The organism is Halohasta salina, from assembly GCF_024178165.1.
Classification (GTDB): Archaea; Halobacteriota; Halobacteria; order Halobacteriales; family Haloferacaceae; genus Halohasta; species Halohasta salina.
Map to the genome: position 1 here is coordinate 22,053 of NZ_JAMZIE010000004.1, position 23,723 is coordinate 45,775.

Sequence of the window (23,723 nt, forward strand, 5' to 3'; positions counted from 1 at the left end):
AGGATTTAAGCCTCGGCAGCCGCCTGTAACCGCTCTTCGGCTTCCTCTCTGTCTTCGGGATAACCCACGTCGATGCGCCATCCTTCGAGGCCGATCGCGTCGATGGTCCGACCGCTCCGGATCAGCAGATCGATCGCTTCACTGATTTCGTATTCGCCGCGGTTCGACGGCTGGACCAGCTTGCAGGCGTGGAAGATAGCCGGTGAAAACGTGTAGAACCCAGTCATCACGAGGTTTGACGGCGGATCGTCGGGTTTCTCGACGACATCGGTGATCTCTCCGTACTTGTTTGTGTCACAGACGCCGTAGCGGCTCGCCTCCTCCCACGGCACTTCCTCGACGAGGAATGCTGCATCCGCCCGGTCTTCTTGTTGTCGACGGACGACATCGTCGAGGTTCGCCTGAAAGACGTTGTCACCCAACATCAACATGAAATCGTCGTCGATATGCTCCTCGACGGAGAGCAGCGCGTGGGCGAGACCTTTCTGTTCGCGCTGGTGGGTGTAGGTGATCGGCACACCCTCGTACTCGTCGCCATAGTGGTCGATAATCCGCTCTTTGAGGTAGCCGACGACGACGATCAGCTCGTCGGCCCCCAGTTCGACGAGTTGGTCGAAACAGTGGGTCAGGATTGGCTGGCCGTCGATCTCAACCATTCCCTTCGGTTTGTCCTCGGTCAGTGGCCGAAGCCGGGTCCCCTCGCCGGCAGCTAACACAACTGCTTTCATACTAATTCATCGGTGGCAATCTGTCTGTATATGTCTTGTTATCATTCGTAACCGACTCCAATCTGCTCGCCGGTAGTGCTCAGAGTAGCCAAATCCAAAGGTTGAGTAGCGACGACAGAGACTGACCAATCAATGCGAATCAGTATCATCGGGAGCGGCTACGTCGGCACCACCATCGCGGCCTGTTTCGCCGATATGGGCCACGAGGTCGTCAACGTCGACGTCGACGCAGAAATCGTCAATACGATCAACAGCGGCCGCTCGCCGATCCACGAGCCGGGACTCGACGAACTGCTCGAAAACCACAGCGGCGAGGCCCTCACCGCGACCACCGACTACGACGCCGTTCTCGACACCGAGGTCACGTTCCTCGCGCTGCCGACCCCCGCCCGCGAGGACGGCAGCATCGACACCTCGATCATCGAGGCGGCCGCCGAAACGCTCGGCGAAACCCTGCAGGCGAAAGACGGCGACCACGTCGTCACTACCAAGAGCACGGTCATTCCGACGACGACGAGCGAGACGCTGGCGCCGATCCTCGAAGCAGCCTCCGGAAAGACGCTCGGCGAGGACCTTCACGTGGCGATGAACCCCGAGTTCCTCCGAGAGGGGACCGCTGTCGACGATTTCCTCGATCCCGACAAGATCGTCCTCGGAACCGACAGCGACGCCGCCCGGAAGACGCTCCACGACGTCTTCGAGCCCCTGATCGCCGAGACCGGTGCACCGGTCGTCGACACCGGTATCGAGGAAGCCGAGATGATCAAGTACGCCAACAACGGTTTTCTCGCCGCGAAGGTCAGCCTCATCAATGACATCGGAAACATCTGCAAGGAGTACGGCGTCGACGCCTACGAGGTCGCCGACGCCATCGGCCTCGACGACCGGATCAGCGCCCGATTCCTCCGCAGCGGCCTCGGTTGGGGAGGTAGCTGCTTCCCGAAAGACACGGCTGCAATTAGGGCTGCTGCCCGCGAACAGGGGTACGAACCCCTGATGTTGGATGCGGCGACTGAGATCAACGACCGCCAGCCAGCGCGGCTGCTCTCGCTGCTTGATCGCCACGTCGACGTCGCCGACGAACGCGTCGCTGTTCTCGGGCTCTCGTTCAAGCCCGGCACGGACGACATCCGGAACTCGCGGGCGATCCCGGTGATCGAGGGGCTCCAAGCACGCGGTGCCACGGTCGTCGCCTACGATCCGGTTGCCGCCGACAACATGCGCAAGCAGTTCCCGGAGATCGAGTACGTCGACTCGCCGGAAGCCGCCCTCGACAGCGCTTCGGCGGCGCTCGTCGTGACCGACTGGCCGGAGATCACGGCGCTGGACGCGGAGTTCGACGCCATGTCGACCCCGGTCGTCGTCGACGGTCGACGCGCCATCGACCGCCGGGACGGCATCGTGTATGAAGGCTTGACGTGGTAGGGTCGGCTGGCGACTGGGCCGACCAGTATCGTTCCGCAATCCTTTCACGTCCGCCATCACAGCCTCCCGTAATGACCGACAGCACCGATCATGCCAACCTCACATGGGGCGAAAAACTGGCAGCCCTCCGGCGGGTCGCCAGCTACCGCCCGGCGTTCACTGCCGGGCTGATCCTCCTCGGCGGCTTCGTCGCCGCGCTCGAAGGCGTCGGTCTCGGCTTTATCCATCCGATTATCGAGGTCGCGCAGGCCGAGGGGCCGGTCGACGGCGGCGGCCCGGTGTTGGAGACGTTCCTCACCATCTACACATTCTTCGGCATCCCGTTCGACCTCGCCTATCTGCTCGTCGGGGTGACGGGCGTGATGATCGTCCGGTATACGCTGTCGTTCCTCGTCGCGTGGCTGAAGGCGTACCTCGCTACGGCCTACGAAGCAGCACTGCGGACCCGTGCCTTCGAGGACGCGCTCGGTGCTCGTGTCGGCTACTTCGATGCCGAAGGATCGGACGATATCCTCAACGCGATCATCACCGAGACCCGGTTCTCGGGTCAAGTGATACAGAAGGGCGTGGCAACGATGGAGCGACTCTTTTTGGTCGGGATGTATCTCGCGGTGATGCTCTACATTACGCCGCTGATGACCGGGCTGGCCGTCGGGCTGCTCGGGACGATCACGGTCGTCCTCCGGGTCGGGATCGAACCCGCAGTCACCGTCGGCACGCGTGTCGCCGAGGCCAACGAGCGCGTCCAGACCGCGGTCCAAGCCGGTACACAGGGGATCCGCGACGTCAAACTGTTCCGGATGTCCGGGGAACTCTTCGAGAACTTCCAGACCGCGATCGATCAGTACCGGACCTCGGAGGTCGCCATCTCGCGGAACGAGGCCGCGATCACGAACTTCTACCAACTCGCCGCCGCGATCACGATCTTCGTGTTGATCTACGTCGGCTTCGTCTTTTCGGGGCTCGAACTCGGCGAACTCGGCATCTTCCTCATCGCCATGTTCCAACTCGCCCCGCGGGTGAGCACGCTCAACAGTCAACTGTACAGCCTCGAAGGTGCACTATCGCATCTCGTCCGCACCCACGAGTTTCTCGACGACCTCGACACCAGGCAGGAGACCGGCGGCGACCGGTCAGTCGCGTCGGTCGACGAAATCAGCTTCAAGGACGTCACGTTCAGTTACTCCGACGACGAACACGTTCTGGACGGGGTCTCATTCACCGTCGACCGCGGCGAGTTCGTCGCCTTCGTCGGCCAGTCCGGCGCGGGGAAGTCGACGATCGTCTCGCTGCTCGCCCGACTCTACGAGCCCGACAGCGGTGAAATTCGGGCCAACGGGACGCCGATCGAGGCGTTCGCCCTTGAGGAGTGGCGCGAACGGATCGCCGTCGTCCGCCAGCAACCGTTCATCTTCGACGACACGCTCGCGCGCAACGTGACGGTCGGCAACCGCGAGGCGACCCGCGACGAGGTCGAACGTGCCTGCGAGATCGCCATGGTCGACGAGTTCGTCGACGATCTGCCCAACGGCTACGACTCCCAACTCGGCGACGACGGCGTCCGGCTCTCCGGCGGCCAGCGCCAGCGGATCGCGGTCGCCCGCGCGCTGCTGACCGACGCCGACTTCCTCGTGTTGGACGAGGCGACCAGCGATCTCGATTCGGGGCTGGAACGCGACTTGCAGGCGTCGATCGAGTCGATGGATCGGGCGGTCGGCATGATCGCCATCGCCCATCGGTTGTCGACGGTTCGCAACGCCGACCGGATCCACACCCTCGACGACGGGCGAATCGTCGAGTCGGGCTCTCACGAGGAACTACTGGAAGCCGATGGCTCGTACGCCGGCCTCTACGAAATGCAAGCGCATCACGGACAGTCATGAACGACGAAAGCAAAGCAGTAATGAACAGTGCTACAGAGGTTTGAGTATGCACGATCAACGTGTTCTCGTCACCGGTGGCGCGGGGTTTATCGGCTCGAACCTCGCCAACCATCTCGCCGTCGACAACGACGTGATCGCCGTCGACGACACCTACCTCGGGACGCCCGAGAACCTCTCTGAGGCAGTTGAGTTCGTCGAGGCGTCAGTCCTCGACGACGATTTTCCTGCAGATGTCGATGTTCTCTTTCATACCGCGGCACTCTCTTCGCGGAATATGCACGAAGAGAACCCCCAGCGTGGCTGTCGGGTCAACGTCGAGGGGTTCGTCAACACTGTCGAGCAGGTCCGCAAACAAGGGTGTGAGACCGTCGTCTACGCCTCGACCTCATCGATCTACGGCAGCCGAACCGAACCCTCACCGGAGAGTATGGATGTTGAAGCCCATACCGGCTACGAAGCCTCGAAACTCGCCCGCGAACGCTACGCCGAGTACTACGCCAACCACCACGACATGTCGATGGCTGGACTTCGGTTCTTCTCGGTCTATCAGGGGTTCGGGGGTAACGAGGCACACAAAGGCGAGTACGCCAACACGGTCGCGCAGTTCGCCGATGCCATCGCCAACGACGAGGCTCCGGAACTGTTCGGCGACGGCAGCCAGACGCGTGATTTCACCCACGTCGAGGATGTTAGCCGAGCCTGTGAACTCGCTGCCGACTACGAGCTGACAGGCGTCTACAACGTCGGTACCGGCGAATCCTACAGCTTTAACAAAATGATCGATCTGATCAACGACACGCTGGGAACAAATATCGAACCCAAATATGTCGAGTGTCCGTTCGATGGCTACGTCCACGACACGCTGGCCGACATCACGAAGTTTAATGAGGCGACCGGCTGGGAACCAGAAATCGGCTTCGAAGAAGGTGTAAGGCGAGTGTGTGAACCCTATCTCGACGAGTCCATCGACGCGTAGCTGGGACTACTGCCAAACGGATTGCTGTTGTACGTATCTCACAACGCTCAAGTCGGTCTGCCACCGTTCGTCTCCAAGGAGCACACAGAATGACACATATTAGCGTTATCGGCTGCGGGAACATGGGGGGCGCATTTATCAAAGGCCTCCACAAAGCGGGCGATCACACGGTAACCGCCTGCGACGTCGACACCGACGTTCTCGACGCGATCGCACCCTACTGCGAGGAAACCACCACCGAACTCTCGGTCGCATCCGAGGCCGAGGTGGTCGTGTTGGCGGTCAAACCGGATCTCGTCGGGGCGATCCTGCCGGATCTCGACCTCGACAGCGATCAGACCCTCCTGTCGATCGCCGCCGGCGTGTCGACGGACCTGCTGGAACCCGAAACCGAGGCCAGCGTCGTCCGTCTGATGCCGAACCTCGCCGCCGAGTACGGGATGATGGCCGCCGCCGTCACGGGCGATGTAACCGACGAGATCCGCGAGATACTCGGCGCAGTCGGCGAGTTCGTCGAGGTCAGTGAGTCAGAGATGGATATCGCCACCGCGGTCAACGGCAGCGGCCCCGCCTTCGTCTTCTACCTTCTCGACGCGATGGCGAAAGCCGGCGTCGACGGCGGCCTCAGTCGAGCGGAGGCCCGGACGCTCGCCGCCCAGACGTTCAAGGGGGCCGCCGAGACCGTCAAACAGTCCGACAAATCCGTCGAGGACCTGATCGACGCGGTCTGTTCGCCCAACGGGACGACTATCGAGGGGATGGACGTCCTCTGGGACAGCGACGTCGAAGCCGAAGTCGGCGAGGCCGTGGCCGCCGCCGAGGAGCGCTCGAAGGAACTGGCGCGGGACGCCGAGGATGAGTGAGGCCGACGACGAGGTCGAGACGGCTCACGGACAGCAGACCGTCGACCCCGAGACGGCTGCCGCCGCCCGCAAGCAGGCGGCCGCCGCCGACCGCGTGATCGTCAAAGCCGGGACCAACTCGCTGACCGACAGCGAGTCGAACCTCGACGACGACAAACTCGACAAACTGGTCGACGACTTGGTCGACCTGCTGGACCGCGGTAAGGAGGTCATCCTCGTCTCTTCGGGGGCCGTGGGAGCCGGGAAAGGTCGCGTGGGGAACGGCGAGGAGACGCTCGAAGAGCTCCAGGCGCTGTCGACGGTGGGGCAATCCCACCTCATGCGACGCTACACCGAGAGCTTCGAGCGCCACGGCTACACGGTCGCCCAGATCCTGCTCACACAGGACGATCTGGAGAACCCCGACCGGTTTACGAACTTCCACAACACCATCGAGACCCTGCTGGAGTGGGGAATCGTCCCCATCATCAACGAAAACGACGCGATCGGCACCGAAGAGCTCCGGATCGGCGACAACGACATGATCTCCGCATCCATCGCGATGGGCGTCGACGTCGACCTGCTGGTCACACTCACCGACGTCGGTGGCGTCTACACGGGCAATCCCAAGGAGGACGACGACGCCGAGTTGATCGAGGCGGTCGGCGAGAACTACGGCTACGTCCAGGACCTGATCGAGGAGAGCGCCGCCGAGAGCTTCGGCGGGATTCAAACGAAGGTCTCGGGTGCCCGGACGGTGAGCGAACACGGGATTCCCGCCGTGATCGCGCGGTCGACCGAGCCCGACGTGCTGGAGCAAATCGCCACTGAAAAACCCGTGGGGACCATATTCGTGCCCATCAACGGTGACCACGATGACTGACCAAACAACGGAGCAAAAGGTAGCCGACGCAGAGCGGGCCGCACTGCAACTCGCACAGTGTTCGGAGGCCGAACGAAACCGGGCGCTAGAAGCGATCGCCGACGCCATCGAGGCCCACAGCGAGGAGATCCTCGCAGCCAACGCCGAGGACGTCGAGGAGGCCGAGAGGATGCTCGAACAGGGGGAGTACACGCAAGCGCTCGTCGACCGCCTCACCCTCTCGGAGTCGAAGCTCGCCTCGATCGCCGAGATGGTCCGCAGCGTCGCCGCGCAGGACGACCCCCTCGGCGAAACCCTCGAAGCACGCCGACTTGACGACGGCCTCGAACTCTACAAGCGCGCGGTCCCCATCGGCGTCATCGGGACGGTCTTCGAGTCCCGACCCGACGCGCTGGTGCAGATCGCCGCATTAAGCCTCAAATCCGGCAACAGCGTCATCCTCAAGGGTGGCAGCGAGGCCAGCGAATCCAATCGGGTGCTGTACGACATCATCGTCGAGGCCACGAGCGACCTGCCCGAGGGGTGGGCGCAGTTGATCGAGGCCCGCGAGGACGTCGACACCCTGCTGGGGATGGACGAGTCGGTCGACCTGCTGATGCCCCGGGGCAGTTCGGAGTTCGTCCGCTACATTCAGGACAACACCAAGATCCCCGTGCTGGGCCACACCGAGGGCGTCTGTCACGTCTACGTCGACGACGACGCCGATCTGGAGATGGCCGCCGAAGTCGCCCACGACGCGAAGGTCCAGTATCCCGCCGCCTGCAACGCTGCTGAAACCCTGCTGATCCACGAGTCGGTCGCCGAGGAGTTCGTGCCGGAGATCGTCGACCGCTACGAGGAGACGGGCGTCGAGATGCGTGGCGACACGCGCGTGCGCGAGATTGCCGATATGGATGCCGCCAGCGACGAGGACTGGTCGACTGAGTACGGCGACCTGATCATCTCCCTCAAAATCGTCGACTCGCTTGTCGACGCGGTCGACCACGTCAACACCTACGGCTCGAAACACACCGACTCGATCATCACCGAAGACGCCGACGCCGCCAGCGTCTTCATGCAGGGGATCGACTCGGCGAGCGTCTTCCACAACGCGTCGACCCGCTTTTCGGACGGCTACCGCTTCGGTCTCGGGGCGGAGGTCGGCATCTCGACGGGCAAGATCCACGCCCGCGGTCCGGTCGGACTGGCGGGACTGACGACCTACCAGTACTTCCTCGAAGGCGACGGCCAGATCGTCGCCAGCTACTCCGGCGAGAACGCACGTGAGTACATCCACGAGGACTTCGACGGCGAGTGGACGCCCGGGCGATTGGCCGGGCCGACGATCGAACAGTAGTCGGGAGTAGTCGACCGTCGACTCCGTACTCCGTTCGTCGCTGTGCGCCTCCCGTCATCGCTGCATCGCTCACCTCCGAGCAACAACTGATGTAGCCCCGTCTCCAACAACCCGTATGCACCAACCCATCGTCGGGGAGCCCCCCGACTACAGCCTCTCGACCGACGAGGTGCCGTGGGTTCTGGGCACCCAACTCACCCGGCAGTGTGGGCCGGTCGCCCGGGCACCCGAGGGCAGCGATGTCCTGCTGATCGAAGCCCGCGACTTTGCTGCCCGGATGCCGTACCACCACCACAAGCTGACGCTCGTCTTTTCGGCGATGCGGCAGTTCCGGGACCGCCTGCGCCGGGACGGCTACGACGTTACCTACATTCGGGCCGACTCCTTCGGCGACGGACTGTCGACCTTCTTCGAGAACAACCCCGACAGCCGACTCGTCGCCATGCGGTCGCCGAGCTACGGCTCCGAACACCGATTCGGTGAACTCGCAGAGGAGGCTGGCGGCGAGGTTCGCTTCGTCGACAACGAACTCTTTGTTAGCACGCGACAGGCGTTCGACGAGTGGGCCAACGGCGGTTCCAGCGGGAAGTCGACGTTCAAACACGAGCGGTTCTACCGCTGGATGCGCCGGGAGTCGGGCGTGCTGATGGACGGCGAAGACCCGGTCGGCGGTGACTGGAACTACGACGACGAGAACCAAGCGTTCCCACCCGACGACTGGGAGCCGCCCGCCGTCCCCGAGCAGGACCTTGACCCAATCGTCGAGGAGACCGCGGCGTGGGTCGAGTCGACCTTCGACACGTGGGGCAGCACCGATCTGGCCGACTTCCACTGGCCCACCACACGACAGGCGGCGTGCGAACACCTCCACCACTTCGTCACCGAGCGACTGCCGGAATTCGGTCCGTATCAGGACGCGATGCGGGCCGACGACTGGGCGATGGCCCACAGTCTCCTCAGTTCGTCAGTCAACCTCGGGCTGCTCCACCCGCTGGAGGTGATCGAGGAGATCGAAGCCGCCTACGAGACTCGGGACCTCCCGTTGAACTCCGTCGAGGGGTCCATTCGTCAGATTCTGGGGTGGCGGGAGTTCATGCGGCACGTCTACCGCCACACGATGCCGGAACTGGCGACGGCCAACCAGCTGGGCGCGCCGCACGACCTCCCGGAACTGTACTGGAGCGGCGAGACGAACATGCAGTGTCTCTCGGAGACCGTCGACGACGTCCACCGCCGGGGGTATGCCCACCACATCCAGCGGCTGATGATCCTGGCTAACTTCGCCACGCTGTGGGGCATCGAGCCGCGTGAACTCAACGCGTGGTTCCACGCGACCTACGTCGACGCCTACCACTGGGTGACGACGCCGAACGTGGTCGAGATGGGCCAGTACGGCCACGGCGTCTTCGCCACCAAACCCTACGTCTCGTCGGCCAACTACGTCGACCGAATGTCCGACTACTGTGGGGACTGCCAGTATTACAAGACGAAGACCACCGGCGAGGGGGCCTGCCCGTTCAACGCGCTGTACTGGGACTTTCTGGATCGAAACGAAGACACCCTCCGAAGCAACCACCGGATGGGACTGATGTACAGCCACGTCGACAACAAGCAGGAGGCCGACGAGATGGACGAGATCCGCCAGCGGGTCGACGAACTCCGGGCGATGGCCGACGACGGAACACTGTGAGCGTACCGACCCCCGAGACCATTTACCGGTTCGACGCCAACGGAGCGTATGCTTCGACTGCGATTTTTCGCCTGTCGACGGTGCGAAACCGTGTTTGCCGACCCTGAAGAACCACCGGGCTGTGACTGTGGCACCGACGCGTCGCTGGAGGAGATCACCGACGACGTGCAGGCCGAACCCTACTTCACCCAGTTGCGTGAAGCCGACACGTGATTTCAGCGAACTGAGACGACCGAGGATTTAATCGCTCCAAGCTCGTGGTGTACGTTGCCATGTGACATCACGTCGACATGGAGATCGATTGGGATGCGGTTGTCGAAGACCAGGAGCCGGAGACCGAAAAAATCGATACGGATGAGGAACCTGAGGAGCGGGCCGTCGACGGCGAGGCGTCGACGCCCGAAATCACGGCCCCGGCCGACGACTGACCGCCCAGTCGATCCATCAGAACAGATGGACTCATCGCTCGTTTTTATACACCTACCCCGCCGGAGCGGTCGCTATCGCTCTGCGGGGTCGAGTTGACTGACCGAGCCGCGGTAGATAATACCGCGCTCCGCGTCGAGAGTCACCGTCTCCCCGTCACCGATGTCGCCGGTCAGATCCGCACTGGAGACGGTCGGAATATCGCCGTCGCGTGCCACCGACGTTGCACTGTTCGGCTCACTGCGGCAGTCGACGATCCCCGCGATCTCTGCTGGCTCGCCGGTCAGTTCACCATCGAACTCGCGCCGGATCCCAACGATCGAATCCGCGGGCACGTCCGACAGGCCGCCGGAGTCGATCCAGTGGAACGCCCCGACAGCGACGCCGTCGACGACCGACTCGCCGGAGCCGACCGTCTCGGTGGCGACGTGGATCTTGAGGGTGTTCGAGGAGTGCGTCCCGTCGAGTTCGGTCATCATTCCCGAGAGGACGACGACCGTATCGCCGCTGTCGACGGCCTCGGTTTCGAGTCCGGTCTGGACCGCGTTCTCGATGATGGCGCTGGCTCCCTCGGAAGTGTAGGGGGTGGTCTCGGAGATGATCCCCCACGACAGCGCGAGTCGACGGCGGACCTCGTCGCTCGGCGTCGAGCCCACGATCGGCACCGACGGCCGGAATTTGGAGACCTTTTGGGCCGTATACCCCGACTCGCTCGCCGCAACGATGGCGCTCGCGTCGATGTCGCCGACGAGATATCTGGCGGCTCGCGCCAGCGCATCCGTCTGTGGCACATCCGCCTCCGGCACGTTCTGCTCGACGGTTTGTTTGTACTCCTCGCTGCGTTCGACGTCCCGAACGATCCGATCCATCGTCTCGACGACCAGCGGCGGGTGAGCCCCCATCGCCGTCTCGCCCGACAGCATCACGGCGTCGGTGCCGTCGAGGACCGCGTTGGCCACGTCGGAGGCCTCCGCGCGGGTCGGTCGACGGCTCTCGGTCATCGAGTCGAGCATCTCGGTGGCCGTGATGACGGGGACGCCGGCGTTCCGACACTTGCGGATGATCCGTTTCTGGGTCATCGGCACGTCTTCGAGCGGCATCTCGACGCCGAGATCTCCACGGGCGACCATGACGCCGTAGGCCGCGTCGATGATGCTGTCGACGTTGTCGACGGCGACATCGCGTTCGATTTTGGCGATGACGGGGATGTCCGCGCCCAACTCTTGGAGGGTGTCGCTGATCTCGTGGACGAACGCGCCGTCGCGGACGAAGGAGGCCGCGACGAAGTCGACCCCTTTGTCGGCGGCGACTTCGAGTTCCTGCCGGTCCTTTTCAGTGACCGTCGGCAATCCGAGTTCGACACCCGGCACGTTGACGCCCTTTCGACCCCCGAGTTCGCCGCCGTTCTTGACGGTGACCGTAACGCCCTCGTCGTCGACGGCCTCGACAGTCGTCTCGATCCGGCCGTCGTCGAGCAGGATCCGGTCTCCGGGGTCGACGGCGGTCAGACTGTGTGAGACCCCCACTTCCTCGGGAGTCGCCTCCTCGCCCTCGACGAACCGGACCGTCGAGTCGGCTTCGAGTCGGATTTTGTCGTCGATCGGCGCGGTGCGGATTTCGGGGCCGGGCAGGTCGTGCATCACGGCGACCGGGCGGTCGGTCTTTGCGTCGACCTCGCGGACCCGGTCGATTACCGTCCGCCGGTGGTCGGGCGTCCCGTGGCTCGCGTTCATCCGGGCGACCGACATCCCGGCTTCGGCGAGGGCTTCGAGCGTCGCCGGCGAGTCCGAGGCCGGACCGATCGTACAGACGATCTTTGCGTTTCGCATTACTGTGTCACTCCCGACGTGTTATCGGATGTGGATTGGTGACTGTTCACATTATGACAGTTGGCTGGCAGATATAAAAATCGAGTTCACGGTTCGACTACCCGTCCAGTGTGCCAACCGCGCTGTACGTTTCGTCCTCGTATCGGATCGTGACCGTCTCGTTTTCCTCGTAGCCGGCCAGTCGGAGCGCAGTGCCGCGGTCGGTCTTCACGCGGACCGCGTCGACATCCGCGTCGAACAGCGGCAGCGCGTTCCGGAGTCCTCTGAACGGTCGGCGAGGAAGCTGTTCGGGGACCAGCTCTCGATCCGGCTCACCGTCGGCCCGGCGCACCGTGAACGTCGCCGGTCGACGGGCCTCGGCGTGGTTCGGAAGCTCGACGACGGTCGTCGAGCCCTCCTCGACGATTTCGGCGTCCGACTCGATGTCGACCGCGATGGCCGGCGCGTCGACCGCGAGTAGCGCGGCGTACTGTTCGGTCTCGGTGTCGAAGCCGCCGGTGTAGGCGTAGAGCCCGCCACCGAGGAAACCGACCGCTCGGCCGTCGGTCGACGAGGGGGCGGCCTCGTGATAGACGCCGAGTTCGGTTGCCGAGCGGTCGCCGGGGGTAAGTTCGGCCGCCGGCTGGGGCCACTCCCACGGCGCGATCGGGTACCACCCACCGTCGACGAGCTTGTGGAGCCGCCAGTAGTAGGGGTTTCCGGAGATCGACTCCCGGCTGTGGTTGACGAGTTCGAAGCCGATCCGTTCGGGCGGCTCCACCTGCTCGGCGTCGGGCCGGAGGAACCGCTCGGTCGACGGCGTCGACTCATGGTACCAGACGGTCGACTGCTCGCCCGGCAGCCCCGGCGGCTCGCGGCCGGCCAACCCGGAGTTTCCGTCGGGCCCCGGCTCGTCGGTCGACCACGCGACGATGGCCAGCCGGTCGTCCCGTTCGAACCGATACCGGCCGGGACCGATCGGCGGCTCGTCGTCGAGATGGTGGCCGACGAGGTGGTACTCGGCGACGAAGCCGGTCTCGCCGTCGACGGTCACGGTCTCGGCATACCAGTCGTCGCCGAGGTCCGCCAACCGCCACCGGCCGTCGTCCCGCTCGGTGGTCGGGACAGTTTCGGCGAGCGGATGGGCCTCGGTCGGCGCGAGGTAGACCGTCGTTCGATCGCCCTCGGTCATCCGTGCGAGCGACGGCGAGTCCAGCGGCCCGAGCCGCCGGAGTTCGAGCGGCTGTTCGAACGGTCTGGTGTTGGCGACGGTGGCGACGAGGGTCGCAGGGGCCTCGGCGGTCGCGCCGCTGCGGAAATCCATCCCTACCGCAAAGCCGTCGTCGGTTCGCTGCCCGCGACCAACGATCGCCGCCGTCAGCGGTGCCGTCTCGAAGTCGACGACCGTCGGCTCCCTGAACGTCGGCAGCTCGTCGACCGACTGCCAGAAGTCGTCGTCGGACCCACCCGAGTCGTCGGATCCGGTCGATTCGTTCGCGGCCGCATCGGGTTCGGCGGGCGCGTCGTCGACACAGCCGGCAAGCCCGAAGACTGCGGCCGTCGTCGCCCCCGAAAGCACGGTTCGGCGGTTCATGTCCGCAGACGCGTCGGTTCGAGTAAATAGTTTCTGCAGACTGAAACGTTGAGTTGGTTGACCGACGGACTACAGCGCTTCGAGGTCCGCACGGGAGTTCACGTCGCGGAGGCTCCGCCAGTCGGTGTGGGCCGCGACCGTCGACGCCGGGATCACCACGGTATCGATCTCGTCGAGCGCACCGTGGAGGCTCCGCCGGTCGGCCGCCAGCTGCCGGGTGGCGACTGCCTCCAGTCGGTTGGCCCGGTAGACCGCCTGCGTCGGCTGGAGATGGCCTCCTTCGAGTTCGGGAATGGCTGCGTCGTGGCCCGCCGCCCGCTCGAAGAGGAACGACACGAACGCGGGGTCGAGGAAGGGCATGTCGCAGGCGACGACCGCGGCGTAAGTCGTCTCGACGGCCCCGCAGCTGGCGGCGAGGCCGGCCAGCGGCCCGCCGTCCGGTTCGGGATCGTGGACGAACGCGACCGGCGTATCAGTGACGCCTGCGAGTGCCGTCTCGAAGGCCGGCTGCTGGTCGGTCCGGCAGCTGACGACGAGGCGGTCGACGACGCCCGCGAGGCGGTCGACGACGCGGGCGAGCATGGGACGGCCGTCGACGGTCGCCAGCGCCTTGTCGGCCCCCTCGAAGCGGGTCGAGTAGCCGCCGGCCAACACCACGCCGCTCCGTGGGCGATCGGTCATTGTGGCTCGCTCGGTGCCGCCGGGATTTGAGTTCGGCGGTCGGCGTTCCCGGCAACCAATAATTGTCACAACAGTTTTGCGTTCTGCCTTGGAAGTCCGTATATGACAGATACTGTCGAAGACACCGACGAACTCCCGTCGACGGCGGGCGAGTTGGCCGACGACTACCCCGAGATCTGGGAGCAGTACAGCGGCCTCGGCGAGGCCTGTTCGGCGGCCGGCCCGATCGACGGCGAGACCAAGCGGCTGGTCAAACTCGCGTTGGCGGCGGGCTCGGAGTCCGAAGGTGCCGTCCATTCCCACGTCCGGCGGGCCCTCGATGAGGGCTTCGACCCCGATGCGCTGCGGCACGTGGCGCTGCTGTCGATCCCCACGCTGGGCTTCCCGAAGGCGATGGCGACCCTGACGTGGATCGACGATCTGGTCGACGAGTAGCGGCTTCCCGCGGGCTGGGAGACCGACGAAGAATTTTACTGCTTGGGCTCTCAGATGCGGCTATGAGCCGTTCCGATGGATCGGATCCCCCGGCCGATCCTCAGCCAGCAGCCGTCGAGGACCGCGATCTCCGGGTCGTCCTCGAAATCGAGCGTGGCGGCCCCTGCTTCATGGACGACCTCGCGGGCGACGTGATCGACGTCGACGTCCGGGTCGTCGATGGCGTCTGTCACACCGAGGCGACGGTGTGTGAGTCCTGTGGCCCCGAGGAGACGACGATCGACGCCTGTCGGGCGGCCGACACTGCCCCCGAAGACGGTGACGACGCCGAGTCCGAAAACGGCGAGGGCGACGACGCCGAGTCCGACCGCGTGATCACAAAATACCACACCGACGAGGTGTGCGACTACTGCCCGTCGTCGGTGTTTGCGGCCTACGGCTGTATCCCACACTTCCTGCGGGCCGACGGCCAGTCGTTTTTCATCAAGGCGTTTCTACCCAACTCCGCGAAGGTCTCGAACCTCGTCGCCGACCTCAACGAGGTCGGCTCGACCGTCCGGCTGGTGAGTATGACCCACACCGGCAGCGGTGAGGAACTCAGCGAGGAGATCTACGAGGTCGACGTCTCGGCGCTGACGCCCAAACAGCGGGCGGCCCTCGAGTTGGCGATCGAGGAAGGCTACTACGAGTCCGGCGAGAAGCCGTCGATGGCCTCGCTGGCCGACCAGCTCGGCATCTCGACGTCGGCGTTCTCCCAGCGGCTCGCCCGCGCCGAGGGGAACGTGATGGGGCAGTTCTCCGAGTAGTCAGTCGTCCGTTTCTTCGGCCGCCCGGTAGCGGTAGTAGCCGCCGGTGAGACTGCGGGCCTCGATCCCCTCGTGGTCGAGGATCCGGGTCGCCATGTAAGAGCTTTTGCCGATCTTGCAGTAGGTCAGGACCTCGTCGTCGACCGCCCGCTCGGCGGCCCACGACCGGAGCTTGCCCAGCGGGACGTGTTCGTCGCCCGGGATCGATCCCTGCGCCTCGCGCATCTCCGGCGGCCGGGTGTCGACCACTGTTGCGTCCGCACGCTGCTCTCGGAACTCCTGGAGGTGGATGATGTCAGCGACCCCCTCGACGACGTTCGCGCCGATCATCCCCAGGACGTTAACCGGGTCCTTCGCTGCGGAGTACGGCGGTGCGTAGGCCAGATCCAGATCCCGGATGTCGAAGACGGTATCGTCGTGGGCCATCGCGGTCGCCAACACGTCGATCCGCTTGTCGACGCCGGCCTCGCCGATCGCTTGGGCGCCGAGGATCGTCCCGTCGTCGGGATCGAACAGGAGTTTGAAGTGGATGTCCGTCGCGCCGGGGTAGTAGCCGGCGTGGTCCGGCTCGGCCGTGTAGATCGCCTCGTAGGAGCGATCCGCCTCGCGCAGCGTCTCCTCGGTGCGGCCGACCGTGCCCACGTCGAGATCGAACACTTTGGCGATCGCCGTATCGAGCACCGGATCCAGCGTGTCGTCGTGGCCTGCGATGTCGTTGGCCGCGACCCGGCCCTCGCGGTTGGCCGGCCCGCCGAGGGGGATCCACGCCCGCTCGCCGAAGGCGCTGGGGACCGCCACCGCGTCGCCGACCGCGTGGATCGACGGCACGTCGGTCCGGAGCCGGTCGTCGACTGCGATCGCGCCGCTGTCGTGGAGTTCCACGCCGGCGGCCTCGGCCAACTCGGTCCGCGGCCGAACGCCGGTGGCGATCACGACCAGATCGAACTCGTGGTCGACGCCGTCGATCGCGGCGATGATCGTCCCGTCGTCGGCCTCGGTCAGATCCTCGACGCCCGTGCCCAACTGGAGGTCGACGCCGTGGGCCTCGATCTCCCCTTCGACGAGTGCGGCCATCTCCTCGCCGAGGGTGTTCGGCATCACCTGATCGAGGAGTTCGGCGACGACGACCTCGTGGCCGGCCGCCTGGAGGTTCTCGGCGACCTCGATACCGATGTAGCCGCCGCCGATGACGAGTGCACGCTCGGCGGCCTCGACGTCCTCGCGGGCGTCGACCGCATCGTCGACCGTCCGGAGGGTGTGGCAGTGCTCGATGGCCTCGACGTCGAACATCGGCGGCACCAGCGGCTCGGCCCCGGTGGCCAACACCAACTCGTCGTACGCGAGGTCGTAGGCCGCGCCGTCGCCGGGGTCGACCATCGCCTGCCGGTCGTCCGGGTCGATATCGGTCACCGTCTGGCCGGTTCGGATGTCCAGATCGAACGCCGCACTCAGTTGGGCCGCACCCATGACCGCCAGCTCCGATTCGGGAACGGTGTCGCTCAGATGGTAGGGGAGCCCACAACTCGCATACGAGACGTTGTCGGTCGCTTCGATAACGGTGATGTCGGCGGCCTCGTCCAGCCGACGCAGCCGCGTTGCGGTGCTCATCCCTGCGGCGTTCCCGCCGACGATCAGATACTGCGGATCCATACTCACACCGGAGTGACGCGAAGGTTTATATATTGTTTGTAGTTCCCATTATTATAGAATACCCTCCGACCAGCCTTCGCGAGGGAAGCATCGGCTCGAAACGCTACACTGGACGGCACTTGATTGGACCGTTGTTGGCCCGTGCAGGCGACCAATAGCTATTCGGTCGACCGGCATGAACGCACAGGTGATACAATGCCGACGCTCACGATCCTCGCGGGCAACGCGGTTGCGGGCTCGCGACCCAAGGGGCTCCGGGCCGAGTGGGGGTTCGCGGCCGCGGTCGACGGCCTGCTGTTCGATGCCGGCCAGACCGGCGTTGCGGCCGACAACGCCGCCACCCTCGGGATGGGCCCCTTCGAGGCGGTCGTGTTGAGCCACGGTCACTACGACCACACCACCGCGCTGCCGGCGTTTCTGGACGACGCCACTGAACTGTACTGCCATCCGGCGGCCTTCGAGCCGAAATACCACGGCGACGAACCGATCGGGATGCCCTACGACCGAGAGTGGATCGCCTCGCAGGTAGAGTTGCGGACCCACCGCAAGCCGACCGAGGTCGCACCGGGAGTCCACGCCCTCGGAGAAATCCCCCGGGAGTACCCCGACAGCCGCACCGGCAGCCACGTCGTCGACGGCGAGCGCGTCGAGGACCCCGTGTGGGACGACCAGTCGCTGGTCGTCGAGGGCGAGGAGGGGCTCGGGCTGGTCGTCGGCTGCTGTCACGCCGGGCTCCGGAACACGATCAGCCACGCCGAATCGGTCTTCGAGGAGCCGATCCACACGGTCGTTGGCGGGACGCATCTCCGGTCGACCGACCTCGCCGAGATCGAGCCGATCGTCGCGTGGCTCGAGGGCCGGATCGAGCGGATCGCCCCCACCCACTGCACCGGCCGCCTCGCCCAACGGGCCCTCGCCGACGCCTTCGGCGAGGACTTCCTGCGGGTCGGCGCTGGCTCGCGGGTCGACCTGTAGTCGGCTCGACAGCGCCGACCGACTCAGCGGAACCGGTCGTCGGCCGTCGTCGACTCGACGCCCGCGTCGGTCGCGTCGACCCAGCCGGCGGCCGTGTCGGCGGGCACGTCGAACTGCGGGACGAACGGCTTGATATCCAACAGCGGCGTCCCGTCGACCACGTCGATCCCGCTGACGGCGAGTTCCCGGCCGTCGACCGACTCAACGCCGACGATCGAGAGACCGATCCCGTTGGGTCGGCGTGGCGCACGGGTCGCAAACAGTCCCCGCTCCGTCTCGTCGAGAAACGGTGTCGGCCGCAGGCTGTAGTCGTCGTCGCCGGCGTGGAAGTGGTACACCAGGATACAGTGCGAAAAGCCATCGAGATCCGCGAGCCCCGCCTCGTAGGCCGGGTCGACGACGACCGTCCCGCGGGCGCTTGCCTCGCCGGCCGGCTGGATCGGCATCCCCTCGGGGGTCTCGAACGGCGTTCGGATCTCCCCGATCGGCTCGTAGCAGTACCGGTCGCCGGTCATTCGTCGGCGCCCTCGGTTTCCTCGGCTGGCTCTGCCGCCGCAGCGTGTGACTGCCGACGACGCTGGCCGACGTGATCCATCACGTCGGCGGCGAGATCGGCGAACAGTTCGCCGACCGTCGAGTCCTCGAGGACGATCGGTTCGCCGACCTCGCCGGCCTCGCCGATGGCGGGATCCAGCGGGATCCGGCTCAACACGGGGAGGTCGAACTCCTCGGCCAGTTGGCTGCCGCCGCCGGCCCGGAACACCTCGTGGTGGTCCCCGCAGTTCGGACAGACGAACGCGCTCATGTTCTCGACGATGCCGAACACCTCGGCTTCGTGGTCGTCGAACAGCCGGACCCCCTTGCGGGCGTTGTCGAGGGCGACGTCCTGCGGCGTCGTCACGACGACCGACCCCATGACTGGCATCTGCTGGAGCATCGTTAGCTGGGCGTCGCCGGTGCCCGGCGGCAGGTCGACCACGAGGTAGTCCAGCGGCCCCCAGTCGACGTCGTGCCAGAGTTCCGTGAGCGTCTGGTCGACCATCGAGCCGCGCCAGACGACCGGCAACTCCTCGTCGACGAGGAAGCCGACGCTCATCAGCTTCAGGCCGTGAGCCTCAACCGGCACGATCTCCTGACGCTGGTTGGCCCGCACCGGCTCACCTTGGACGCCGAGCATCCGTGGAATGTTCGGGCCGTAGACGTCGGTGTCGAACAGCCCCACCCGCGCGCCGCGGTCGGCGATCCCCGCCGCGATGTTGACCGCGATCGTACTCTTGCCGACGCCGCCCTTCCCGGAGGAGACAGCGATGACGATCGGCGCGTCGTCGTCGGCCGCCGGGGTGTCGTCGTCGATGGCGATCGACAGCGAGGGCTCGTAGCCCGCCGCCTCGACGGCCTCCCGGACCGCCGCCGCCAACTCGGTCTCGGCCGGCGAGTACGGCGCGCCGAACGCCAGCGGCACGTGGGCCGTCCCGTCGTCGACGGTGATCTCGCCGACCAGCCCGGCCGAGACGATGTCTTCGGTCGCCGCTTCCGCCTCACTCGACGCGTCGTCCTCGCTCGACGGCGCGGGAACCGTGATCTCCCGGAGCGCCTCCTCGATCGCGTGGGTCACAGCGATTCCTCCGTCGTGGCGGGGAGGCGATCACAGTCGGCGATGGTCGCCGGCAGCTCGCGGTCGGAGACATCAAGCCGGATACTGTCGCGTTCCCACAGCGTTCCGTTGAGCCCGGTGACGACCTGTTTGAGGCTGTCTTTGGCCTTCGCGTGGCACTCGCTGTTGACGAACGTGGCCCACGCTTCCAACGACTGGAAGCCGAAGAGGAACTTCACCTCCGGGGACATCCCCTTGTCGTTCTCCCAGACGTCGAACGTCGACACCGCCTCGTGGGTCACCCACTCCATGCTGTTTTCGGCCAGCCACTGGTCGTACTGCCCCCGACAGGTGCCGATCACGTCGAACTCGATCTCGTAACTGTAGGGCGTCGAGTGCCTCGTTGTCATATGTATTCCCAAGCGCCCGCACACCATTGCCCTACTGCTCAACTGGATAAGGTTTTAAATACGACGCGCCGACGGGCGCGCGGTGATCCCGGCACGGATCCGGGTACGCCCCGGCTTGCGAACGGCTGGGTGGAAACCCGGTCGACCCCGCCGGTCGAAGCGCCTCCCGACCAGCGCGTCGGAGCCCTCCGACCGGGGTGTCGGCGATCGTTCGACCGGGGTGTCGGCGATCGTTCGACCGGGGTGTCGGCGATCGTTCGACCGGGACGATCGGGAGGAGTCGACCCCGTCGGGTCGAGGTGAGTATATAAAACCTTCACCGGTTGAGAGTGAGTGATACGGGGGTATGGATCGCTTGTACAGATATGAGCAACCCAACCGACCCATCGGCATCGCTGGGAGCGGACGACGCGGGGATGAACCCGCTGGATCTCGTCGACGACCTCGACGATGCCCCCGACGACAGCGAGTACGACCAGGAGCTCGGTCGGCGCATGGGGATCGACGCCATGCGCGTCGCCAACGGCGAGCTGGACGAACAGGCGTTCCACGAGAAATACGAGGAAGAGCTCATCGCCGAGTTCGGTGACGACTACAGCCCGGCGGCGGTGATGCGCGATGAGTAGCGAATCACGAAGCGGACTGACGCGGCGCTCGCTGCTGAAGGCGAGCGCAGGCGCGGCCGCCATGGCGTCGCTCGGCGGGTGTGCGGACACCGCCGAACAGCTCGGCGTCGGCACCACCGACCGGACCGCGACCCCGGTCGCCGACGCCAACACCGCCTACGGTAACTGCTGGATGTGCTGTCACAACTGCGCCCAGGAGGTGAAGGTGACCGACGACGGCACCGTCGTCGGCATCACGGGCGTCGACGGCAACCCACGTGGGAGCGCTGGCGCTGGCACCGAGGGGACGCTGTGTCCCAAGGGCCTGGGCCAACTCGACAAGACCCACGACCCCGAACGGATCAAACAGCCATACATCCGCAAGGACGGCGAACTCCAGGAAGCGACCTGGGAGGAGGCCTTCGAGTACACCGCCGAGCGACTCGAAGAGTTCGACGAGGAACACGGGGCCGAAACGTTCCTGGACGCCGGAAGCTGGGCCGAGACCCCCATCTTCCGGACGATCTGGCGGGACCTCTACGGCACCCCCGAGCGGATCGGCCGCGGGATCCACGTCTGTGCCGGCCCGACGTTCGTCAACGGCGGGATGATGGGCGTCGGCTCGAACGCCCGGGTGCCGGACTACCAGAACTCGGAGTACCTCATTATGTGGGGCCGCAACCCCCTGGAGGCCTTCGCCGGTCAGTTCGAGGCCAAGGGGATCCTGAAAGCCATCGAGGAAAACGACGCGACGCTGGTCACCATCGACCCGCAGTACACCGAGACCGCCGAGAAGTCCGACGCGTGGCTGCCGATCAAGCCACGGACCGACGGCGCCCTCGCCTTGGCGATGGCGAACGTCATCATCGAGGAGAACCGCTACGACGCCGACTTCGTGGAGAATCACACCTACGGTTTCGAAGCCTACCGGGAGGCCGTCGCGGACAAGACGCCCGAGTGGGCCGCCGAGATCACCGAGATCGAGGCCGACAAGATCCGCGCGATCGCCCGTGGCTTCGCCGAGGCCGCCCCGGCGGCGGGTATCTCGGTGTGGTCGGGGACCGCCCAGTCGGGCAACGGCTGGAAGGCGACCCAGAACATCATCGCGCTCAACGGGCTGGTCGGCAACATCGACCGCCCCGGCGGGCTGCGGCTCTGGAAGTCGACGCCGATGGCCGACCCCTTCGAGGTCTGCGAGTGGACCCCCGAAGGCAAGGGCAGCGGCGAGGCCCGCGGCACCGCGACGACGATTGGCGTCGATCTGCCGAACAACGCCGCGGGCAAGACGCCCGCCTTCAAGAAGTACGACGAGTACAGCGACAATCCCGCCCGCCACATCACGGGGATCGCCCACAACCTCGTCCCCGAGATGGTCGACAACGGCCACATCAACGGGATGTACTGCCACCACGACATGCCGTTGAAGGACGGCAACGCCGAGGCGTGGCTGGAGGCCCTCGACGAGATGGATCTGGTGATCGCCGTCGACGCCTACTGGAACGGCGTCACCCGCAACGCCGACGTGGTGTTCGCGGACGCCACCCAGCTCGAAAAGGACACCATCGGTACCGGCTCGTGGAGCTCCTACAGCGACAAGCAGTGGGTCGTCGGCGGGAAGGCCGCCGTCGAACCGCAGTTCAACACGAAGCCGGACTTCGAGATCCTGACCGGCCTCGCCGATGCCATGGGCTGGGGCGAGTACTTCCCGTGGGAGGACCACGAGGAGTTCATCGACGACCAGCTGCAGGCACTCGACCTCACCCTCGAAGAGCTCTCGACGGGCGACCAGAACTACGAGCTCGTCGGCGAGTACGGCTACGAACAGTGGCGCGACAGCGAGGGCCCGGCGTTCCGGTTCGATCTCGACCAGATCGGGGCGTTCACCAAGGCCGCCGAAGAGGCCGGGATGGACACCGTCCCCGAGTGGCAGCCGCCGGGCACCTACGGCGACGAACTCAGCGAGGAGTACCCACTGGAGTTCTACGACATCCGGTCGGTGTACTTCTCACACGGCAGCGATCAGGGGATCGACCGGCTGCTCGAGCAGTTCGCTCGGAAGAACGATCTCCACGAGAAGGACTACCGCGGCAACTACCTCCATATCAACCCGGTCGACGCCGAGGCGCGGGGCATCGAAACGGGCGATATGGTGACCATCGAGTCGGAAACCGGCGGGGGCGAGCTGATGGCCCACGTCACCGAGCTGATCAAACCCGGCGTCGTCACCAGCGAGTACGGCTTCGGCGAGGGCTCGACCCAAGCGGACTACGAGGGGCTGAACACCATGAAACTCCACGAAACCCAGATGGACCCGATCACGGGACAGGTCGACAGACACATCGCGGTTGCGGTCAACGGAGGCGATTAAAATGGGTGAACAGTGGGGATTCTACTTCGACTCGGACAAGTGTATCGGCTGCCACGCCTGCTCGGTGTCGTGTAAACAGCGACACGGCCGCGACCCCGAACAGGACGAGTGGCGAACTGTCAAGAACGTCACGACCGGCGAGTTCCCCGACGTGAGCTCGCTGCCGATCTCGATGTCGTGTATGCACTGCTCGGATGCGCCCTGCGAGAAGGTCTGTCCGTGCAACTCGATCCAGAAACGCGAGGAAGACGGCATCGTGGTCGTCGATCGGGACAGCTGTATCGGCTGTCACTACTGTGGGTGGGCCTGCCCGTACGGCGCACCGACCTACGACGACGGCGGCATCATGTCGAAATGTAACCTCTGTCTCGGCGAAGGGCCGGGCGGTGGCTACGAGATGCCGCCGCGAGAGGAACAGGAGGGCGGCGGCTCACAGCCCGCCTGTGTCGACAACTGTGTCGGCGGCGCGATCGAAGCGGGGCCGATCAGCGAGCTGAAGGACAAGGCCACCACGGAGGCCGTCGAGCAGTTCGAACAGGAGCCGGCCAACGTGATCGTCGAGGCGAACAGAGAAGACACCAACGCGTTCCCATACGAGGCGTGATCAA

23 protein-coding genes are annotated in these 23,723 nt (G+C 65.4%); 15 read left to right on the forward strand and 8 right to left on the reverse strand.

The window, feature by feature from the left end; genetic code table 11:
* Window positions 1–5: 5 nt before the first annotated feature.
* Window positions 6–728 (reverse strand): UTP--glucose-1-phosphate uridylyltransferase AglF, encoded by a 723-nt coding sequence (gene aglF, locus NKJ34_RS09935; protein ID WP_253738144.1) that lies wholly within the window; start codon window positions 726–728, stop codon window positions 6–8.
* A gap of 132 nt (window positions 729–860) precedes the next feature.
* Here aglF and aglM point away from each other — a divergent pair, with 132 nt between their 5' ends.
* The 9 genes from aglM (at window position 861) to NKJ34_RS09980 (ending at window position 10,191) form a co-directional block, all read left to right on the forward strand.
* Window positions 861–2,153 (forward strand): UDP-glucose 6-dehydrogenase AglM, encoded by a 1,293-nt coding sequence (aglM, locus tag NKJ34_RS09940; protein ID WP_253738145.1) that lies wholly within the window; start codon window positions 861–863, stop codon window positions 2,151–2,153.
* Window positions 2,154–2,224: 71 nt separating this feature from the next.
* Window positions 2,225–4,036: an ABC transporter ATP-binding protein gene (locus tag NKJ34_RS09945; protein ID WP_253738146.1), complete on the forward strand. Its 1,812-nt coding sequence runs from the start codon at window positions 2,225–2,227 to the stop codon at window positions 4,034–4,036.
* Window positions 4,037–4,082: 46 nt separating this feature from the next.
* Window positions 4,083–5,012 (forward strand): NAD-dependent epimerase/dehydratase family protein, encoded by a 930-nt coding sequence (locus NKJ34_RS09950; protein ID WP_253738147.1) that lies wholly within the window; start codon window positions 4,083–4,085, stop codon window positions 5,010–5,012.
* Between the two features lie 89 nt (window positions 5,013–5,101).
* On the forward strand, window positions 5,102–5,875 hold the full coding sequence (proC, locus tag NKJ34_RS09955) for a pyrroline-5-carboxylate reductase (protein ID WP_256488706.1): 774 nt from the start codon (window positions 5,102–5,104) through the stop codon (window positions 5,873–5,875).
* Window positions 5,868–6,737, forward strand: a complete 870-nt coding sequence (proB, locus tag NKJ34_RS09960) for a glutamate 5-kinase (RefSeq protein WP_253738150.1) — start codon at window positions 5,868–5,870, stop codon at window positions 6,735–6,737. Before proC ends, proB begins: the two co-directional genes overlap by 8 nt.
* Window positions 6,730–8,073 carry a glutamate-5-semialdehyde dehydrogenase gene (locus NKJ34_RS09965; protein WP_253738151.1) on the forward strand — a complete coding sequence of 448 codons (1,344 nt, stop codon included), beginning with the start codon at window positions 6,730–6,732 and terminating at the stop codon, window positions 8,071–8,073. Before proB ends, NKJ34_RS09965 begins: the two co-directional genes overlap by 8 nt.
* 115 nt (window positions 8,074–8,188) lie before the next feature.
* Window positions 8,189–9,763 carry a cryptochrome/photolyase family protein gene (locus NKJ34_RS09970; RefSeq protein ID WP_253738152.1) on the forward strand — a complete coding sequence of 525 codons (1,575 nt, stop codon included), beginning with the start codon at window positions 8,189–8,191 and terminating at the stop codon, window positions 9,761–9,763.
* A 48-nt stretch (window positions 9,764–9,811) separates the two neighbouring features.
* Window positions 9,812–9,976: a hypothetical protein gene (locus tag NKJ34_RS09975; RefSeq protein WP_253738153.1), complete on the forward strand. Its 165-nt coding sequence runs from the start codon at window positions 9,812–9,814 to the stop codon at window positions 9,974–9,976.
* Between the two features lie 77 nt (window positions 9,977–10,053).
* Window positions 10,054–10,191: a hypothetical protein gene (locus NKJ34_RS09980; protein WP_253738154.1), complete on the forward strand. Its 138-nt coding sequence runs from the start codon at window positions 10,054–10,056 to the stop codon at window positions 10,189–10,191.
* 72 nt (window positions 10,192–10,263) lie between these two features.
* Here NKJ34_RS09980 and pyk read toward each other — a convergent pair whose 3' ends face one another.
* The 3 genes from pyk to mobA form a co-directional block, all read right to left on the reverse strand.
* Entirely contained in the window at window positions 10,264–12,018 is a 1,755-nt protein-coding gene (gene pyk, locus NKJ34_RS09985; RefSeq protein WP_253738156.1) for a pyruvate kinase, read from the reverse strand.
* A gap of 97 nt (window positions 12,019–12,115) precedes the next feature.
* Window positions 12,116–13,591 carry a hypothetical protein gene (locus tag NKJ34_RS09990; RefSeq protein ID WP_253738157.1) on the reverse strand — a complete coding sequence of 492 codons (1,476 nt, stop codon included), beginning with the start codon at window positions 13,589–13,591 and terminating at the stop codon, window positions 12,116–12,118.
* A 69-nt stretch (window positions 13,592–13,660) separates the two neighbouring features.
* A complete protein-coding gene (gene mobA / locus NKJ34_RS09995) occupies window positions 13,661–14,272 on the reverse strand; it encodes a molybdenum cofactor guanylyltransferase (protein WP_253738158.1) in 612 nt (203 codons plus the stop codon).
* A gap of 102 nt (window positions 14,273–14,374) precedes the next feature.
* On the opposite strand from mobA, the gene NKJ34_RS10000 reads away from it, so the two are divergent.
* Window positions 14,375–14,707, forward strand: a complete 333-nt coding sequence (locus tag NKJ34_RS10000; protein ID WP_253738159.1) for a carboxymuconolactone decarboxylase family protein — start codon at window positions 14,375–14,377, stop codon at window positions 14,705–14,707.
* 62 nt (window positions 14,708–14,769) lie between these two features.
* Window positions 14,770–15,513: a helix-turn-helix domain-containing protein gene (locus NKJ34_RS10005; protein ID WP_253738160.1), complete on the forward strand. Its 744-nt coding sequence runs from the start codon at window positions 14,770–14,772 to the stop codon at window positions 15,511–15,513.
* On the opposite strand, the gene NKJ34_RS10010 is transcribed toward NKJ34_RS10005, so the two are convergent.
* Window positions 15,514–17,163 carry an FAD-dependent oxidoreductase gene (locus NKJ34_RS10010; protein ID WP_253738161.1) on the reverse strand — a complete coding sequence of 550 codons (1,650 nt, stop codon included), beginning with the start codon at window positions 17,161–17,163 and terminating at the stop codon, window positions 15,514–15,516. It abuts the gene before it with no gap.
* A 195-nt stretch (window positions 17,164–17,358) separates the two neighbouring features.
* Here NKJ34_RS10010 and NKJ34_RS10015 point away from each other — a divergent pair, with 195 nt between their 5' ends.
* Complete coding sequence (locus NKJ34_RS10015; protein ID WP_253738162.1) at window positions 17,359–18,138, forward strand: MBL fold metallo-hydrolase; 780 nt, start codon at window positions 17,359–17,361, stop codon at window positions 18,136–18,138.
* Between the two features lie 23 nt (window positions 18,139–18,161).
* Here the strand turns inward: NKJ34_RS10015 and tsaA are convergent, their stop codons facing one another.
* The 3 genes from tsaA to NKJ34_RS10030 form a co-directional block, all read right to left on the reverse strand.
* On the reverse strand, window positions 18,162–18,653 hold the full coding sequence (gene tsaA, locus NKJ34_RS10020; RefSeq protein ID WP_253738163.1) for a tRNA (N6-threonylcarbamoyladenosine(37)-N6)-methyltransferase TrmO: 492 nt from the start codon (window positions 18,651–18,653) through the stop codon (window positions 18,162–18,164).
* Entirely contained in the window at window positions 18,650–19,654 is a 1,005-nt protein-coding gene (locus NKJ34_RS10025; protein WP_253738378.1) for an Mrp/NBP35 family ATP-binding protein, read from the reverse strand. The genes tsaA and NKJ34_RS10025 overlap by 4 nt, the downstream gene beginning before the upstream one ends.
* 95 nt (window positions 19,655–19,749) lie before the next feature.
* On the reverse strand, window positions 19,750–20,142 hold the full coding sequence (locus NKJ34_RS10030) for a hypothetical protein (RefSeq protein WP_253738164.1): 393 nt from the start codon (window positions 20,140–20,142) through the stop codon (window positions 19,750–19,752).
* A 365-nt stretch (window positions 20,143–20,507) separates the two neighbouring features.
* Here NKJ34_RS10030 and NKJ34_RS10035 point away from each other — a divergent pair, with 365 nt between their 5' ends.
* The 3 genes from NKJ34_RS10035 to NKJ34_RS10045 are packed head-to-tail and all read left to right on the forward strand — an operon-like array spanning window position 20,508 to window position 23,719.
* The gene (locus tag NKJ34_RS10035) at window positions 20,508–20,768 is read left to right on the forward strand and encodes a 4Fe-4S ferredoxin N-terminal domain-containing protein (protein ID WP_253738165.1); all 261 of its coding nucleotides are present in this window, start codon (window positions 20,508–20,510) and stop codon (window positions 20,766–20,768) included.
* Window positions 20,761–23,115: a molybdopterin-containing oxidoreductase family protein gene (locus NKJ34_RS10040; protein WP_253738166.1), complete on the forward strand. Its 2,355-nt coding sequence runs from the start codon at window positions 20,761–20,763 to the stop codon at window positions 23,113–23,115. Before NKJ34_RS10035 ends, NKJ34_RS10040 begins: the two co-directional genes overlap by 8 nt.
* A gap of 1 nt (window position 23,116) precedes the next feature.
* Window positions 23,117–23,719 carry a 4Fe-4S dicluster domain-containing protein gene (locus tag NKJ34_RS10045; RefSeq protein WP_253738167.1) on the forward strand — a complete coding sequence of 201 codons (603 nt, stop codon included), beginning with the start codon at window positions 23,117–23,119 and terminating at the stop codon, window positions 23,717–23,719.
* The last annotated feature ends 4 nt before the right edge of the window (window positions 23,720–23,723 follow it).